This window comes from Butyricicoccus porcorum, assembly GCF_051246315.1.
Taxonomy (GTDB): Bacteria; Bacillota; Clostridia; order Oscillospirales; family Butyricicoccaceae; genus Butyricicoccus_A; species Butyricicoccus_A porcorum.
Genome location: NZ_CP178353.1, coordinates 1,898,709 through 1,914,672 on the forward strand (window position 1 = coordinate 1,898,709; position 15,964 = coordinate 1,914,672).

The 15,964-nt window shown below is 49.8% G+C and carries 16 protein-coding genes, 1 tRNA gene and 3 pseudogenes; 11 read left to right on the forward strand and 9 right to left on the reverse strand.

The window, feature by feature from the left end; translation table 11 throughout:
* Window positions 1–3 precede the first annotated feature (3 nt).
* Window positions 4–366: pseudogene (locus ACLM7Z_RS09405) on the reverse strand (transposase); the annotation flags it as partial.
* Between the two features lie 190 nt (window positions 367–556).
* Here ACLM7Z_RS09405 and ACLM7Z_RS09410 point away from each other — a divergent pair.
* From ACLM7Z_RS09410 to ACLM7Z_RS09420, 3 genes are all read left to right on the forward strand, one after another.
* Complete coding sequence (locus tag ACLM7Z_RS09410) at window positions 557–730, forward strand: DUF4250 domain-containing protein (protein ID WP_087020196.1); 174 nt, start codon at window positions 557–559, stop codon at window positions 728–730.
* A gap of 236 nt (window positions 731–966) precedes the next feature.
* Window positions 967–1,839: a phosphoribosylaminoimidazolesuccinocarboxamide synthase gene (locus ACLM7Z_RS09415; RefSeq protein ID WP_242969837.1), complete on the forward strand. Its 873-nt coding sequence runs from the start codon at window positions 967–969 to the stop codon at window positions 1,837–1,839.
* An 85-nt stretch (window positions 1,840–1,924) separates the two neighbouring features.
* A complete protein-coding gene (locus ACLM7Z_RS09420) occupies window positions 1,925–3,271 on the forward strand; it encodes an MATE family efflux transporter (protein WP_087020199.1) in 1,347 nt (448 codons plus the stop codon).
* Between the two features lie 80 nt (window positions 3,272–3,351).
* On the opposite strand, the gene ACLM7Z_RS09425 is transcribed toward ACLM7Z_RS09420, so the two are convergent.
* Both ACLM7Z_RS09425 and ACLM7Z_RS09430 read right to left on the reverse strand, forming a co-directional pair.
* Complete coding sequence (locus ACLM7Z_RS09425; RefSeq protein ID WP_165761115.1) at window positions 3,352–3,519, reverse strand: hypothetical protein; 168 nt, start codon at window positions 3,517–3,519, stop codon at window positions 3,352–3,354.
* Between the two features lie 72 nt (window positions 3,520–3,591).
* Window positions 3,592–3,668, reverse strand: a tRNA-Pro gene (locus ACLM7Z_RS09430).
* Window positions 3,669–3,870: 202 nt separating this feature from the next.
* On the opposite strand from ACLM7Z_RS09430, the gene acpS reads away from it, so the two are divergent.
* The 6 genes from acpS (at window position 3,871) to ACLM7Z_RS09460 (ending at window position 8,010) form a co-directional block, all read left to right on the forward strand.
* Window positions 3,871–4,224 carry a holo-ACP synthase gene (gene acpS / locus ACLM7Z_RS09435; RefSeq protein ID WP_087020202.1) on the forward strand — a complete coding sequence of 118 codons (354 nt, stop codon included), beginning with the start codon at window positions 3,871–3,873 and terminating at the stop codon, window positions 4,222–4,224.
* The gene (locus ACLM7Z_RS09440; protein ID WP_087020205.1) at window positions 4,221–5,081 is read left to right on the forward strand and encodes an NAD(P)H-hydrate dehydratase; all 861 of its coding nucleotides are present in this window, start codon (window positions 4,221–4,223) and stop codon (window positions 5,079–5,081) included. The genes acpS and ACLM7Z_RS09440 overlap by 4 nt, the downstream gene beginning before the upstream one ends.
* A 4-nt stretch (window positions 5,082–5,085) precedes the next feature.
* The gene (locus ACLM7Z_RS09445) at window positions 5,086–5,667 is read left to right on the forward strand and encodes a hypothetical protein (protein WP_133058283.1); all 582 of its coding nucleotides are present in this window, start codon (window positions 5,086–5,088) and stop codon (window positions 5,665–5,667) included.
* 12 nt (window positions 5,668–5,679) lie between these two features.
* The gene (gene alr / locus ACLM7Z_RS09450; RefSeq protein ID WP_435644942.1) at window positions 5,680–6,849 is read left to right on the forward strand and encodes an alanine racemase; all 1,170 of its coding nucleotides are present in this window, start codon (window positions 5,680–5,682) and stop codon (window positions 6,847–6,849) included.
* 160 nt (window positions 6,850–7,009) lie between these two features.
* Window positions 7,010–7,369, forward strand: a complete 360-nt coding sequence (locus ACLM7Z_RS09455) for a type II toxin-antitoxin system PemK/MazF family toxin (protein ID WP_087020214.1) — start codon at window positions 7,010–7,012, stop codon at window positions 7,367–7,369.
* 140 nt (window positions 7,370–7,509) lie between these two features.
* Window positions 7,510–8,010, forward strand: a complete 501-nt coding sequence (locus ACLM7Z_RS09460; protein ID WP_087020217.1) for a hypothetical protein — start codon at window positions 7,510–7,512, stop codon at window positions 8,008–8,010.
* A gap of 9 nt (window positions 8,011–8,019) precedes the next feature.
* Here the strand turns inward: ACLM7Z_RS09460 and ACLM7Z_RS09465 are convergent, their stop codons facing one another.
* Window positions 8,020–9,345 (reverse strand): DUF1015 domain-containing protein, encoded by a 1,326-nt coding sequence (locus ACLM7Z_RS09465; RefSeq protein ID WP_435644943.1) that lies wholly within the window; start codon window positions 9,343–9,345, stop codon window positions 8,020–8,022.
* A gap of 316 nt (window positions 9,346–9,661) precedes the next feature.
* Between ACLM7Z_RS09465 and ACLM7Z_RS09470 the strand changes: the two genes are divergently transcribed.
* On the forward strand, window positions 9,662–9,859 hold the full coding sequence (locus tag ACLM7Z_RS09470; RefSeq protein WP_087020223.1) for an alpha/beta-type small acid-soluble spore protein: 198 nt from the start codon (window positions 9,662–9,664) through the stop codon (window positions 9,857–9,859).
* A gap of 309 nt (window positions 9,860–10,168) precedes the next feature.
* On the opposite strand, the gene ACLM7Z_RS09475 is transcribed toward ACLM7Z_RS09470, so the two are convergent.
* From ACLM7Z_RS09475 to ACLM7Z_RS09495, 5 genes and pseudogenes are all read right to left on the reverse strand, one after another.
* A complete protein-coding gene (locus ACLM7Z_RS09475) occupies window positions 10,169–11,581 on the reverse strand; it encodes an IS3 family transposase (protein WP_435644944.1) in 1,413 nt (470 codons plus the stop codon).
* Window positions 11,582–11,809: 228 nt separating this feature from the next.
* The gene (locus ACLM7Z_RS09480) at window positions 11,810–13,048 is read right to left on the reverse strand and encodes an IS256 family transposase (RefSeq protein WP_435644945.1); all 1,239 of its coding nucleotides are present in this window, start codon (window positions 13,046–13,048) and stop codon (window positions 11,810–11,812) included.
* Window positions 13,049–13,146: 98 nt separating this feature from the next.
* A pseudogene (locus tag ACLM7Z_RS09485) lies at window positions 13,147–13,344 on the reverse strand (IS3 family transposase); the annotation flags it as partial.
* A 290-nt stretch (window positions 13,345–13,634) separates the two neighbouring features.
* On the reverse strand, window positions 13,635–14,003 hold the full coding sequence (locus ACLM7Z_RS09490; protein ID WP_435644885.1) for an IS3 family transposase: 369 nt from the start codon (window positions 14,001–14,003) through the stop codon (window positions 13,635–13,637).
* Between the two features lie 26 nt (window positions 14,004–14,029).
* Window positions 14,030–14,560, reverse strand: a complete 531-nt coding sequence (locus ACLM7Z_RS09495; protein ID WP_435644886.1) for a transposase — start codon at window positions 14,558–14,560, stop codon at window positions 14,030–14,032.
* A gap of 345 nt (window positions 14,561–14,905) precedes the next feature.
* Here ACLM7Z_RS09495 and ACLM7Z_RS09500 point away from each other — a divergent pair.
* A pseudogene (locus tag ACLM7Z_RS09500) lies at window positions 14,906–15,734 on the forward strand (IS3 family transposase); the annotation flags it as partial.
* Window positions 15,735–15,964 lie beyond the last annotated feature (230 nt).

The following is a 15,964-nucleotide window of genomic DNA, read 5'->3' on the forward strand; positions in this document are numbered from 1 at the left end:
TCAGTCCAAGATTTTGTCCGCACCCCGATGCTTAAAATTATAGCTTACTGTTGAAAAATGCGGCACCTGCTCATTCAATGGATAACCGATAAACCACCTGTATGCAACATTCATATTCACTTCTTCCAGCGTCCGCCGGAGCGATGGTATCCCATATATGTGCTGTATCATTACAATCTTAAACAATACTACCGGATCGATACTTGGCCTGCCGTTGTCCTTGCAGTACAAATCATCTACAAATTCATAAATTTGTTTGAAATCTACTGCTGCATCTATTTTCCTCAGTAGATGATCCTCGGGCACTAACATATCCAGACTTACAATCTCTACTGCCTCTCTGTTTTCCTTCCCTTTTACTATCATTTTATCACCTGTCTCTCTTATCTTTATTATAACAGAAAAAGCCGCCTTTCGGCGACTTTTTCGACAGGCTGGGAGGGGCTGCACAAGCAGCCCCTCTTTTTTGCATGTGGTTGCATCCGAGCGTGTTCTGGTGTAAAATAACAGGGAAAACAGACAGGAAATACAGATGAGAAACACAGGAGGTTTTTTTATGCTGCCACAGGATCCGATTATGCTGCTGAGCTATGTCAACACTAAGTTGCGCGACTCGTATTCGTCGCTGGACATGCTTTGCAGTGATCTGAATATCGACCGGGAAACGCTCGTGCGCAAGCTGGACGCCGTCAATTATACCTACGATTCCCAGCAGAACCGCTTTGTTTGACCGCTGTGGTCAGACAGCAGAATCAGCCTCGACTCGCAGCTGCGTTGCAGCAATGGCGGTGGGAGGCTGTTTTTCATGTGCAGGTATGACCGTCCCGCCTGTATTGAAAATAATATGGTGCTTTTTTGACAAAAAATAGTGAAAAATACCATTGATTTTTATCTCGAAATCTGATTAGCTAATAAGTAGTATTTTTTTACGAAAATTCCGCAATCTGTACAGTGAGGTAATCGAACATGAGTACGAAAGAAATGAAGCCGATTAAGGAAGGCAAGGTTCGTGAGATCTATGACAACGGTGACAGCCTGATTATGGTTGCAACTGACCGCATCAGCTGCTTTGATGTCATCCTGAAAAATCAGGTCACCAAGAAGGGCACTGTCCTGACCCAGATGTCCAAGTTCTGGTTTGACATGACGCAGGATATTCTCCCCAATCATATGATTTCCGTCGATGTAAAGGATATGCCGGAATTTTTCCAGCAGCCGAAGTTTGACGGCAACAGCATGATGTGCCGTAAGCTGGAGATGTTGCCGGTCGAGTGCATCGTCCGCGGCTATATCACGGGCAGCGGTTGGGCGAGCTATCAGAAGGATGGCACGGTCTGTGGCATCAAGCTGCCGGAGGGCCTGAAGGAGTCCGACAAGCTGCCGGAGCCGATCTATACCCCGTCCACCAAGGCGGAAATCGGCGACCATGACGAAAATATTTCCTATGAGCAGAGCATTGCTTATCTGGAAAAGCGCTTCCCGGGCAAGGGCGAGGAATATGCTTCCAAGCTCCGCGATTATACCATTGCACTGTACAAGAAGTGCGCTGATTATGCACTCAGCCGCGGTATTATTATTGCAGATACGAAGTTCGAGTTCGGTCTGGACGAAGAGGGCAATATCGTGATCGGCGACGAAATGCTGACCCCGGACAGCTCCCGCTTCTGGCCGGCAGATGGCTATGAGCCGGGCCATGGCCAGCCGTCTTTTGACAAGCAGTTTGCGCGTGACTGGCTCAAGTCCAATGAGCATGACTGGGAGCTGCCGCAGGAAATTGTCGATAAGACGATTGCCAAGTATCTCCAGGCATACGAGCTGCTGACCGGCAAGAAGCTGTAACAATTATTTGCTGCACAGAAATACCATGTCGGTGGCTGCTTTCGGCAGCTGCCGGCATTTTTTGTGCACAGGGGAGCAAGACAACATGTTAATCAAAGATAAAAAATTTTACCGTTCATTTCTCATGCTGTGCCTGCCGATTGTCCTGCAAAATGTCATTGCGCTCAGCGTCAACCTGACGGACAATCTGATGCTGGGACGATATGCGGAGAGCGCGCTGTCCGGCGTAACAGCGGTCAATCAGATCCAGTTCATTTATCAGAATCTGCTGATGGGCATCGGTGACGGTATGGTCATCCTTGCCGCACAGTATTGGGGAAAAAAAGACACGGCTTCGATTCGCAAGGTAGCGGGTGTTGCCATGCAGACTGCGCTTGTGTTAATGGCGCTGCTGTTCCTCATCGTGTCGTTCTTTCCGGCGCAGGTGGTCGGCTTATTTACGGAAGATCCGGCGATTATCGCGGAGGGTGTGCGCTATCTGAATATCGTTCGCTTTACCTATCCGTTCTTTTGTATCACAACGATCCTGTTGGCAGTTCTGCGCAGCACAGAGGTCGTAAAGATTGCTTTTTTTCTGTCACTGAGCACGTTGTGCATCAATTTCAGCATTAACTGGGTGCTGATTTACGGACATTTTGGCATGCCGCGCCTGGGTGCAGCGGGCGCTGCCATCGGCACGCTGACCGCGCGTATCATTGAATGCGTTGTCCTTTTGCTTTATATCAAAAAGAAAGAAGTCAATCTACACCTGAAGCTCAAGGATTTCCTGCATGCTGACCGCACGATTGCCGGAGATTATTTCCGTGTCAGTGCGCCGATTATCCTGCTGCAAAGCCTGTGGGGCGTCAATACGGCGTTGCAGACAGCGATCCTCGGACATCTGACCTCGAGCGCAATTGCAGCAAACAGCATGGCATCCAACCTGTTCCTGATTGTCAAGACAGTTGCGGTCGGCTCTGCTTCGACGGCGAATGTCATGATCGGCAAGGCGATTGGCGAAGGCGAGATGAAGACGGTCAAGGATTACGCGAAGACCTTTCAGGTGGTCTTCCTGTGCATGGGTATTTGCTGTGGTATCCTGCTGTTCGCATTGACCGAACCGGTATTGTCGCTGTACAGCTTTTCGGATGAAAGCCGCCAGTTGGCGCGCTCGTTCCTGCATATTCTGTGTATTGTCATGGTCGGCATGTCTTATCAGATGCCAGTCAATGCCGGTATCATCAAGGGCGGCGGCGATACCAAGTATGTCATGAAGCTCGACCTCATCAGCATCTGGTGTATCGTCATTCCACTTTCGTTCATTATGGCGTTTGTCGTGAAGGCGTCGCCCATAGTCGTCGTCTGGTGTCTGAACCTCGATCAGCTGTTCAAATGCGTCCCGGCGTTTATCAAGGTAAACTACGGCCACTGGGTGAAAAAACTGACCCGGTAAAGAAAGTAAAAGTACATAGAAAAAAGGTGCTGATTCCCGGCAAAGGAGTCAGCACCTTTTTACAATTCTATGGAATGTGGTCACAGGAACAGCTTGAGCAAAATTCCGGCTGCGGCGAACAGCAGAAGAGTAGGGGCAGGAGACAGCGTGAGTTGTTTGCCGATTGCCGCATACCAAAGAACGGAAAACACAAGCGGCAGAGTGCAATTGTCGAACTCTTCGTCAGCGGGGCGGATGTTGCGTTTCATGAATCAGCCGCCTTGAACCATACCGTTGTTTGGACAAAAAAACAGAGCAAGCGAAATTTCGCTTGCTCTACATGGTCGAGGTGGCGGGACTTGAACCCACGGCCTCTGCGTCCCGAACGCAGCGCTCTACCAAACTGAGCCACACCTCGATATTCTGTTCAGCAGCTTTCCTCGCTGCAACGATAATTATTATATCAGCCTGACCGAACAATGTCAACAATTTTTTTCAAATTCTGCGAAAAATTTTTAAACGCAGGATTTTGGGGCGAATCCTGCAAAAAAAGGAGAAAAACGCGACAACACGCGGGAATTGTGGTACAATAAAAACCGCATGGACAGGAGGAATTGCATATGACTGGTTTGGGAACAGATATGATAGAGATCCGCCGCATCGAGCAGGCATTGCGCCGTCCTGCCTTTGCACAGCGCGTGTTCACACAAGCGGAGCGTGACTGGCTGGATGGGCAGGGAAACAACCTCCCGCAGTCTGCCGCAGGTCTGTTCTGCGCAAAGGAAGCAGTTGCAAAGGCATTGGGAACCGGCTTTCGCAATGGACTGAATCTGAAGGATATCGAAATCAGCCATACGGAGCTGGGTGCACCGTTTGTGCTGCATCCGCATCGGAATTTTCTGTTGAGCATTGCGCATTGTCAGAGTTATGCGACGGCGACAGCGATTTTGCTGGATGGAGGGAATGCGGAATGACTGTCATTGACTGGAATTATGTTGCGGCGCACATCCGGCCGCGTCAGCCGGAGAGCGACAAAAATACCTATGGCCGTGTGCTTGCCATTTGTGGCTGCCGGGATTACATCGGAGCGCCGTATTTTGCGGCACAGGCTGCCGTGCGCACCGGTTCGGGTATCGTAACGCTTGCCGTGCCGCAGTGTATTTACCCGATTCTGGCGGGCAAGCTCAATGAGCCGACTTTTTTGCCGCTGGAGGCGGACGAAAACGGCAAAATTACGGCAGACTGTCTGCCGCCGCTTGCGCGGCGCGCGGCTATTCTGGCAGGACCGGGATTGGGCATCAGCGAAGGCGTTGCACAGGCGGTGCAAACAATCATCCGTGAGGCAGAATGTCCCATTATTGTCGATGCAGACGGTATAAATGTGCTCGCCGGACATATACATGTACTGGAGGAAGCCAGGTACCCGGTGATTCTGACCCCACATGCACGCGAATTTTCGCGCATTTGTGACATTCCCTGCACAGGAATTCCGGAGCGGGATGCCGCAGCCTTTGCACAAAAACATCACTGTGTGCTGCTGCTCAAGGGACACCGCACGGTTGTTGCGGGGCCGGATGGGACGGTGCTGCAAAATGTGCACGGCAATCCCGGTATGGCGAAGGGCGGCAGCGGAGATGTGCTGTCCGGCATCATTCTGTCACTGCTGGGACAGGGGGTGCCGCCGCTGGCAGCTGCTGCTTGCGGCGCGTATATCCACAGCCGTGCAGGCGATTTGTGCGCCAATGAAATCGGTGAGTTTGGCATGACGCCGACCGATATGCTGTCCCGTATCCCACAGGTACTCAAACCGCTGAACTCCAGGGAGTGGTAAGTGTTTGTTTCGACGCTGTTTTTGCGCTGTGGCAGCTGTCTTTCTACTGACCGGCTGTTCTGCGGTAAAAAACCCCGAAGAAATCGCCGCATCCGTCCGGGATGTGTATGCGGCGGCTTCGTCCATCGAGACAGTTGCAGACATCACATCCGATTTGAATGAAGAGACTATGACCTATCAAATCGGCTATGACTATGAAAAAAAGGAAGGGACAGCGACTGCTGTCATGACCGTGCTTGCACCGGAATCCATTGCGGGGATTCAGGCTGAGGTAACGGGGGAAGACGTTACGTTCTCTTATGACGGCACAGAGCTGGAAACTGCCATGCCGGACCGCAAAGGTCTGACGCCCGCAGATGTCACCACCTATCTGCTGTATGATCTGATGAATACCGTTCCGGAGCAGGTATGGATGGAGGGCGAGCTGTTGGCGCTCCGTTTTGAGGAGGTCACGGATGAATGCACGGCAGTGAAGGAAGTTTATTTGAATGCAGAGACAGGCGCCTTGTCTGAGGCGCGTATTTACTGCGACGGAAAACAAATCATGCGGTGTACGTTTGCATCGTGCACGCTGAATGGAAAGTGAGCATCAAACAGTATGGAAATCCCCAATAAAACCAGCCGGAGCTGGGCAGAAATCAATCTGAACAATTTGGAATTCAACTTTACGCAGATCAGGCAGCGCGTCAAAGCGATCATGCCGGAGGCAAAGGTACTCGGCGTTGTCAAGGCGGACGCGTATGGACATGGCGCGGTGCAGGCGGCGCGGACATTGGAGCGTGCAGGCGCGGACTTTTTTGCCGTTGCAACTGCGCTGGAGGGCGTTGAACTGCGCGAAGCGGGCTTTACTCTGCCAATTCTGGTTCTCGGTTATGTCGGGGACGAGGACGCGCCGCTGCTGGCGCGCTATGATATTGCCGCAGCGTTGTGCGACAGGGACAATGCGGAAGCCTTTTCCCGGGCCGCACAGGCGGAAGGCAAGCCCATCCGCGTACATATTGCCCTCAATACCGGCATGACCCGTATCGGCTTTGAAACGCGCAGCACAAAGGAAAATGTTCGACAGATTCTGGATGCAGTGGCACTGCCGGGTATCGAGACAGAAGGTATCTTTACCCACTTTGCCGTTGCTGATGTTGATGGCGGCGAGGAATTTACAGAATTACAGTATCGCCGCTTTGTCGACATGTGTCTGGAACTGGAAAAGCATGGTGTGAGCCTGCGCTACCGCCACTGTGCAAACAGTGCGGCGATTTTACAGCACAGCCAGACATTTACCACCGACCTGTATCAGGATGGCGTGTTCAATATGGTGCGCGCGGGCATTATCCTCTATGGCTATTATCCGGACAGTACAACCCAAAAAACCATCCTGTTAAAACCGGTTATGACTGTCAAGGCACGCGTGGTTCAAGTGCGTGATATCCCGGCGGGCGATTCCATCGGCTATGGCCGCACGTTTACGGCGGACAAACCGATGCGCGTGGCGGTGTTCACAATGGGCTATGCGGACGGTTATCCGCGCTGCGCGAGCAACCATATTTCCGTCGTCATAGGCGGCAGGGTTGTCCCAACCGTCGGACGCATTTGCATGGACATGGCGTGGGCGGATGTCTCTGGTATGGATGTCAGACGCGGTGATGAGGTCGTAATTTTCGGCGATGGCCCGGTGACGGCGGATACACTCGCGGAAGCTGCCAATACGATTTCCTATGAGGTGCTGTGCGATATCAGCAAGCGCGTTCCGCGCATTTATATCGGCGAATAAAGCGCGCATGCAACCGCCGTGCGCAGGCCGCATAAGATGAGACAGAAAAATATTCATACGATGCATGATTAAAGCAATGGGTTGCTGGGGAAAGTAACAGTAACAGGCGGGAAGTGAATCGCTTCCTCCTGAAATTTCTTTCCTTTGGAGTGTGATTAGATTGGATCATCATGTCAAGCGCGGAGACATTTATTATGCAGATCTTTCGCCTGTTGTCGGCAGTGAACAGGGCGGCATGCGCCCGGTGCTGATTGTGCAGAACAATGTCGGCAATCGGTACAGCCCGACCGTTATCGCAGCCGCGATTACATCGCAGGTCAATAAAGCCAAAATGCCGACACATATTTCCCTCGGCGCGCGCAGCTTCGGCCTGACGCGGGATTCCGTGATTCTGACCGAACAGATCCGGACGCTGGATAAACGCCGCCTGCGCGAGAAAATGGGTACGCTGGATGAATCACACATGGATGAGGTTGACCGTGCGCTGGCTGTCAGCTTTGGTTTGACCGCGCGGGAGTAAAGAGAAACGGTTTCGGCCGATGCTTACATAAAACACCGGCCGGACTGGTAATAGAACTCCCCTGCATGGCATATGCTGTGCAGGGGAACCTCTTTTTTTGCAGGAAAAATTCGGTGTGTGCCGCGAAAGGAGTCGGAGCCATGCGCATCAGCAGGAACGGAGAGGACTGGGGCGAGATCACTGTACAGACGGACGGACAGCAGGTGAAGTTCCGTGCGCACGGCGCGCTGCCGAAATACGGTGAGATTTTACGCGTCTGGGGCATACGCGACGGCGCCCAGCCGCTGCTCATCGGCGTAGCGGAGCCGGATGGCGATGGGCTGGCGGTCAGCCGCACGATGAGCCGACAGTATCTCGCGTCTCTAGGATATACGGAACTGCCGGAGCAGTATGTCGCCGGTGTCCGCGCACCGGAGCTGGCAGAGATGCCGCATACAGATGACCCGCTGGTGCAGCAGGCGATGCAGGACGGGACGGTCAGTGTGCGCAGAGAAGAGGGAGTAGACGTACTGTCATGTACATTTGAAAAAAACCATGCCTTCCCGCTGGCCTTTGCCTGCTGCTGCTGTACGGTACAGGGAGGGCGGGCACAGCTGGTCTGGGACAGAAAAAAGGGCTGTCCAGTGTGGACAGCCCCATAAAGTCATTGCTTATCTGACGATCAGTTTGGATTCCATATAATAGCGCTTTTCATGCGCTTCGCCCATGGAGAAGGTCTTTCTCGGCAGGACGCCGTCGATGATGACACCGCGGAACAGGTCATTCTTTTCGATATCGGGCAGGAAGAAGCCCATGTTGCCCTCCGCTCTGCCGAGCGAGTTTACAACATCTGTACCGTGGATGTAGTCGATTTTTGCGTCTGTATGCTGATCCAAATAGGCATCGAGGAACGCCTGAAGCGTGCCGAGCGGGATACCCCACTTCGGATTCTTCACAGTCAGCACTCCGGTTTTTTCACCGCAGCAGATACCGACGGTATGTACGTTTTCTTCCTGTTTCAGGCTGTATGCGGTCGGGCTGTCGCTGAGGAAATATTCGCATTCGCTGCCGTTTGCTGCATAAAACTCCTTTGAGGAAGCCAGCAGGTCATCTGCGTTGACATGGAACATTACGCGGTGGATCGGCTCGATGATGAGGCTTTCGTCGTGAATATTGACGATTTCACACAGCGCAAAGCGTGCCGGATGGGTCGCCTGCTCTTCCGGTGTCAGGTTCTTTTTGACATCCTCCCAGTATGCCTTTGCGGTCGCCATCGAATGGTTGCCGTCACCGACTGCGAACGGCAGCAGCGGCAGGTCTTCGGTCAGACGGTATTTCTTATTGAAGGTCTCGCGGTCGTTCAGTGCATCCATCGCAGAAAGCAGATGATCGGTCAGCGCACCTTCCGGAATGAACCAACCGTTGATGTGACCGCCGTCCTGCATCAGATCGGTGTTGTAAACCTGCTCCAGTTCTGCGGTTTTTTTAAACATCGGCTCAATCACGGTGCGATCCGGGTCATCGATGAGCAGCATGATATGCGGAACCTCGATCGACGCATTTTTGCGGATTTCCAAGCGTGGCGGGATGCGCTCGACAACCGTCTTTTCGGTTGGACGGACGAGGGAACGGGAGCCTGCGGTATATTCATAGCACTCGAGGTCAATTGCTGCGACAAGGCCGCGGCGCGGCGTTTCTCCGCCGGAGAAGCGTTCGGTCAGGATAAAGCCTGCCGGCAATTCGGTCAGTACACCGTCGGACAGGTACTGCTTCATCGTGGTATTGATCTCATCGGTCAATGCTGCGACATCACCGGTTTCCAGAAAGACCTCCGGCAGTGTAATGCGCAGGGTGGACGGTGCATCGCCGACAATGCGGTCAGTTTCTTCCCAGTATTCCGGCTGGGATGTATACTGGTCGCAGGCGACAACGGACCATTTATACAGGTCAGTGCCTTTTTTAGGCATCAGAATTTTCGGTACGGATACACAAGACATGATTATTCCTCCAGAAATATAAAGAAATCATTTCAGCTTTCTCTATTATACCGGACAAGCTGCCATGATTCAAAACAAAATACATATTTTAGACAAATACTGGCATAGTCCATAAAATATATGGGAAATGATACATGTGTTTGCGGGAAAACGACAACGAATGGATGCAAAACCGGGGGCTGGACATGGCGTCCAAATTTGACCGAATAACCAAATGTTTCTGGCAATTTCGACATTCTTTTTGCATAGGATTTTTAAATTTCCATACACTATTAGCACAGAGGACGGACGGGGACCAAAAAAGGAGAGAACGATTATGAACCGCAACTCGAACAAACTGACTGTACCGGAAGCTAAGGCCGCAATGGAACGTTTCAAGATGGAAGCGGCGAATGAGGTTGGTGTCAACCTGAAGGAAGGCTACAACGGCGATCTGACCTCCCGTCAGGCAGGCTCGGTCGGCGGCCAGATGGTCAAGAAGATGATCGAGGCATACGAGAACAGCATCAAGTAACGCACAGAAAACGCGAAAGAACAACTGTTGTGGTGACAACGGGATTTTGCGATTGAATTGGGAACAGGCACCTGTACAGGTGCCTGTTCTGCAATGGTGCATGAGCAATTGAACCGATAAAAACGGACAATGTTTTTTACAGTTTTAGAGTGGAGCACACAAGCAAAATTGCGAAGTGTGGCTATACTCCGACAAAACGAGGGTGTCCCAAGGATCCCCCCTTGGCACACAACATTTGGAACAAAGGTATATTGGGGCGTGCGAGGATAAGAAGAAAGGGAGGGGGGTGCGGACAAAATCTTGGACTGATTATGCAGCAAAACCAAGATGATGTCTATACTCAATCGGGCTCATCCCACCTAGAGATAACTTGATGCGTTTATGGTTATACCAATTGATATAGCGGTCAATCTCCCGGCTAAAATCGTCAAGCGAGACTCCTGTCCAAGAGCGGCCATAGAACATTTCGTTTTTGAGCCTTCCAAAGAAACCTTCGCAGGCTGCGTTATCGGGGGAGCAGCCCTTCTTAGACATAGAGCGAATGAGACCAGCCCCATTCATCCGTTCAATCCATCCGGGCCATCGATAATGGCAGCCCCTGTCAGAATGGACAATCGGATGACAGCCCTCTGGCAGATCGGCAATCACTTGATCCAACATGGTGTTGACCAGATCGGCATTGGGGCGGGTTCCGATCGTCCAGCCCACAACCATTCCATCAAAACAATCGATCATGGCGGAGAGATATAGCTTGCCGTTCGAAAGGGCAAATTCTGTGATATCCGTCAGCAACTTCTCATACGGCTGATTTGCATGGAAATCGCGTAAAATGATGTTCTCTACTTCGGGTGTGATTTCCCCCAAATACGAACTATATTTTCGTTTCTTCGAGCGCAAAACCACCAGTTTTTCTTCTTTCATGATCCGGCGGATGATCTTCTCGGAGAGCATAATCCCTTTGCGCTTCAGCGCCAGATAAATGCGACGGTAACCATATACGCCCCTGTTTTCGTGAAAAATCGAGGTAATTTGTGCCCGTTGGGATAGATATTTGTCGGGTTTGTTCATAACAGCTTGCTGGTAATAGTAACTGCTTTTGGCCATCTTAAAACGGGACAGCAGCGCTGGCAGTGTATATTTCCCCTTCAAGGCATCGATGATCACTGCCTTTTCACGGTTTCTGAGTACCGTTAGATCGATGCCGGGGTCTTTTTTTAAGACTGAGATGGTCTCCTTCAGCACATCTACTTCAAACTGCAGTTCCTGGAGTTGCGTTCGAAGATTCTTCAGTTCCTCAGATTCAGGCAATGCATGATCCTGAGGCAACGGCTCCCTTGGTATGCTTTTTCTCTTCGCCATCAGACCCACCATCCCATACTTCAGATATTTCCTGCGCCAGACGTATATGCTCATACGGCTGTATCCGATTTCCCTTGATACATATTCTACATCTTCGCCTAATTCAAAGCAACGGTGAATTACCTCATATTTGAATTCTGCTGAGGGATGCCTTGGATGCCCCGATGTGTTGCAGTGATGATCCATCTCTGTGGGAGACTCTTCTGTGTGGCCATGTCTGTTCTCTAACCCGGCTTTTTTGCGCTCATACCAGCGGTAAAGCGTAGACTCGCTCGGGTATCCTAACCGACGGATTACAGCAGCTATTGATCCCAGCCGCTCGTATTCTCTTAGTGCGATTTCTTCCTGCTCTTTTGTATACATTCAGTTCCCTCCTTTTGGAGTCCAACTTTTTGTCCGCAGGCCCCCCGAGAATCCCAAATTCTGTGTAAACGCTGAATAGCAGTGTAGAAAAGAATAGATATTTTATGATGAGGGGGACGGCATATCTGCCGTTCCCTTGCTCACACTATAACGGCAATACCGTTCTGGTGTCAAGGGCAGCGGCGAAAGCCGCTGTTTATTTATCCTTGATGCCGGGGCGGTTTGCTGTTAGTCGGGCATTCGATCCTCAAAATAGATCGCCAGATTAGAGTAAATTCTGCCCCAATCCTGACGTCGGCCAGTCCACTTTTTCGTGATGTCCATCATTGCCAGATACAGCATCTTAAACAGGCTGTCATCCGTAGGGAAGATGGTCTTTGCTTTGGTTACCTTGCGAAGTTGGCGGTTGAAGCCTTCTATCGCATTGGTCGTATAAATCAGCTTTCTCAGTTCCTGTGGGTATTTAAAATAGGTGCTGAGATTTGCCCAGTTATCTCGCCAGGAGGACGAAATTTTGGGATATTTCGCATCCCATTTGGCAGAAAAGGTGTCTAGGGCAGACAGAGCTGCATCTTCATCTACAGCGGCGTAAACTGCCTTCAAATCGGCCATTAGTGCCTTTAAATCCTTATAGGAGACATATTTGCTGGAATTTCTCAGCTGATGGATAATGCAGTTCTGGATCTCAGTTTTCGGAAATACAGCTTCAATTGCAGCAGCAAATCCAGTCAGATTATCAGTGCACGCAATGAAGATATCCTCCACTCCGCGATTGCGCAGTCCGTTCAAAACAGTTGCCCAATATTTGGCACTCTCATTTTCTCCGACCCACATGCCCAGGACATCTTTATGTCCATCCAGATCAATGCCAATAGCGATATATACTGCCTTTTTGACGATTCTACCCTCGCTGCGAACATGATAATGGATTGCATCCAGAAATACCACTGCATAAATGCTCTCCAACGGCCGCTGCTGCCATTCTTTTGCAATCGGCAGAATTTTATCCGTTATCCGGCTAATCGTTGTATCTGAGACTTCTACACCGTAAATGTCCTGGATATGCGTTTCAATATCGCTCGTCGTCATCCCTTTCGCATACATGGACAAAATCTTTTCCTCGATATCCTGGCTGATGCTGGTTTGATGTTTTTTAATCAGCTGAGGCTCGAATTCTCCTTTTCGGTCTCTGGGAATATCTACTTCTACATCTCCGAAACTGGTTCGCAGCGTTTTCTGGCTGTGACCATTCCTGCTGTTATCCGTCTTTTTGTTCCGATAGTCATACTTGCTGTATCCAAGTTCCTCATCAAGTTCTGCATCGAGTCCGGCTTCCATAAATTCGGCAATGGTTTCCTTGAACAGATTCTGGATATCCTCCATGCTGCCCACATTGCTTGCCTGCAATAATTCTCTGATTTTTGTTCTCCGGGCTTCTTCCTCGGGTGTTCGCTTTCTTCTTGCCATTTGTAAAAACCTCCATTGCTGTGCTTTTATTCTACACTGCAATGAAGGTTTACACAATCCATGGGATACTCGGGGGTGCGGACAAAATCTTGGACTGATTATGCAGCAAAACCAAGATGATGTCTATACTCAATCGGGCTCATCCCACCTAGAGATAACTTGATGCGTTTATGGTTATACCAATTGATATAGCGGTCAATCTCCCGGCTAAAATCGTCAAGCGAGACTCCTGTCCAAGAGCGGCCATAGAACATTTCGTTTTTGAGCCTTCCAAAGAAACCTTCGCAGGCTGCGTTATCGGGGGAGCAGCCCTTCTTAGACATAGAGCGAATGAGACCGGCCCCATTCATCCGTTCAATCCATCCGGGCCATCGGTAATGGCAGCCCCTGTCAGAATGGACAATCGGATGACAGCCCTCTGGCAGATCGGCAATCACTTGATCCAACATGGTGTTGACCAGATCGGCATTGGGGGCGGGTTCCGATCGTCCAGCCCACAACCATTCCATCAAAACAATCGATCATGGCGGAGAGATATAGCTTGCCGTTCGAAAGGGCAAATTCTGTGATATCCGTCAGCAACTTCTCATACGGCTGATTTGCATGGAAATCGCGTAAAATGATGTTCTCTACTTCGGGTGTGATTTCCCCCCAAATACGAACTATATTTTCGTTTCTTCGAGCGCAAAACCACCAGTTTTTCTTCTTTCATGATCCGGCGGATGATCTTCTCGGAGAGCATAATCCCTTTGCGCTTCAGCGCCAGATAAATGCGACGGTAACCATATATGCCCCTGTTTTCGTGAAAAATCGAGGTGATTTGTGCCCGTTGGGATAGATATTTGTCGGGTTTGTTCATAACAGCTTGCTGGTAATAGTAACTGCTTTTGGCCATCTTAAAACGGGACAGCAGCGCTGGCAGTGCATATTTCCCCTTCAAGGCATCGATGATCACTGCCTTTTCACGGTTTCTGAGTACCGTTAGATCGATGCCGGGTCTTTTTTTAAAACTGAGATGGTCTCCTTCAGCACATCTACTTCAAACTGCAGTTCCTGGAGTTGCGTTCGAAGATTCTCCAGTTCCTCAGATTCAGGCAATGCATGATCCTGAGGCAACGGCTCCCTTGGTATGCTTTTTCTCTTCGCCATCAGACCCACCATCCCATACTTCAGATATTTCCTGCGCCAGACGTATATGCTCATACGGCTGTATCCGATTTCCCTTGATACATATTCTACATCTTCGCCTAATTCAAAGCAACGGTGAATTACCTCATATTTGAATTCTGCTGAGGGATGCCTTGGATGCCCCGATGTGTTGCAGTGATGATCCATCTCTGTGGGAGACTCTTCTGTGTGGCCATGTCTGTTCTCTAACCCGGCTTTTTTGCGCTCATACCAGCGGTAAAGCGTAGACTCGCTCGGGTATCCTAACCGACGGATTACAGCAGCTATTGATCCCAGCCGCTCGTATTCTCTTAGTGCGATTTCTTCCTGCTCTTTTGTATACATTCAGTTCCCTCCTTTTGGAGTCCAACTTTTTGTCCGCAGGCCCCTCCCAGAAGAAATTAACCTATGTCCAGCAGCCAATCCTCTGTTTCCTCATCGAAGTAAACTGTTTCTCCATCTAATGTTATGTAGGTCATATAGACTATATTGCTATACTCTGGAACATAGTAGCACCGGGCTGTTACCTCATGCAAAATATTTTGTCCGAATGCATTGGTTGTTTCATAGGCGGTCCGAATGAGATAATAATAGGCCGTATATCCATCACTTGTTTGTGAATCGCTGATATAACTATACGCCGTATGAGTCCACTTATAATCACTGTATGGAACACCAATTCATGATTTTTTCAGTTTGCGCTGGCTGCTCAGACGGCTTTGTAATCTGTCCGAATGCTTATTATAACTACCGGAAACACCGGAAGGCGGATTATTATACCCAAAAATCAGAGGTGCAGTCACAAATCATGGATATTTACCATGAGCACATGGGCGTGGATGGATATCGGAGCATGACGGTTTATCTGGCGCGCAGAGGATATCATTACAGTCGAACACCCATTCATAAATATATGAATAATAAAACTGTTCTCTGTCGTGCGTCCGAAAAAGCCGGATTATGGACATGGCAAGCCACAGCTACATAAAGTGTTTGAAAATAAGCTCCATCAGGATTTTACTGCTGAAAAGCCAAATCAAAAATGGTGTACGGATTTCACATATCTGTTTTTGAAAAACCATGGAGTACGGTATAACTGCACCATTCTGGATCTGTATGACCGCAGCGTAATCGCCAGTACACTGGATCGAAACATTACCAGTGAGCTTGCCATCCGCACGCTGAAAAAGCGTTGAAATCACAGCCGTCTATCAAAGTCGGAGTGATCCTGCATTCCGATCAGGGGACACAGTATACGTCGAAAGCATTTACCGAATTTTGTGAATCTCAAAATGTGACGCAAAGCATGAGCAGGGCAGGTTATCCATATGACAATGCACCAATGGAGCGATACTTTAACACGTTGAAAAGCGAGTGTACAAATTTATATGAATTTGCAACGGAAGAATCGCTCTATCAGAAAGTGGAGGAATTTGCATACGTTGACTACAATCATGTACGACCATACACCTTCAATGGATATCGGACCCCATTCGAGGCCGGAATGCAGCGTAACTGATTTATGATATTTTTAGCCATAAGTGTTACAAAAAAGCTTGACCACAACATTTCCAATCTCATAGTAATAGGTAGACTTGGACGACCCCAGCGCTTTCAGTAAGTATTTCAGGGTGTATCCTTCTTCGCGCAGTTCTTTGACGAGCGCTGCTTTCTCGCCTTGAGTTGCGCTACACATCTCTCTTCTCTCAAGGCGATCTCTTTTTTTATTACGGCATTCTCCGCTTTCAG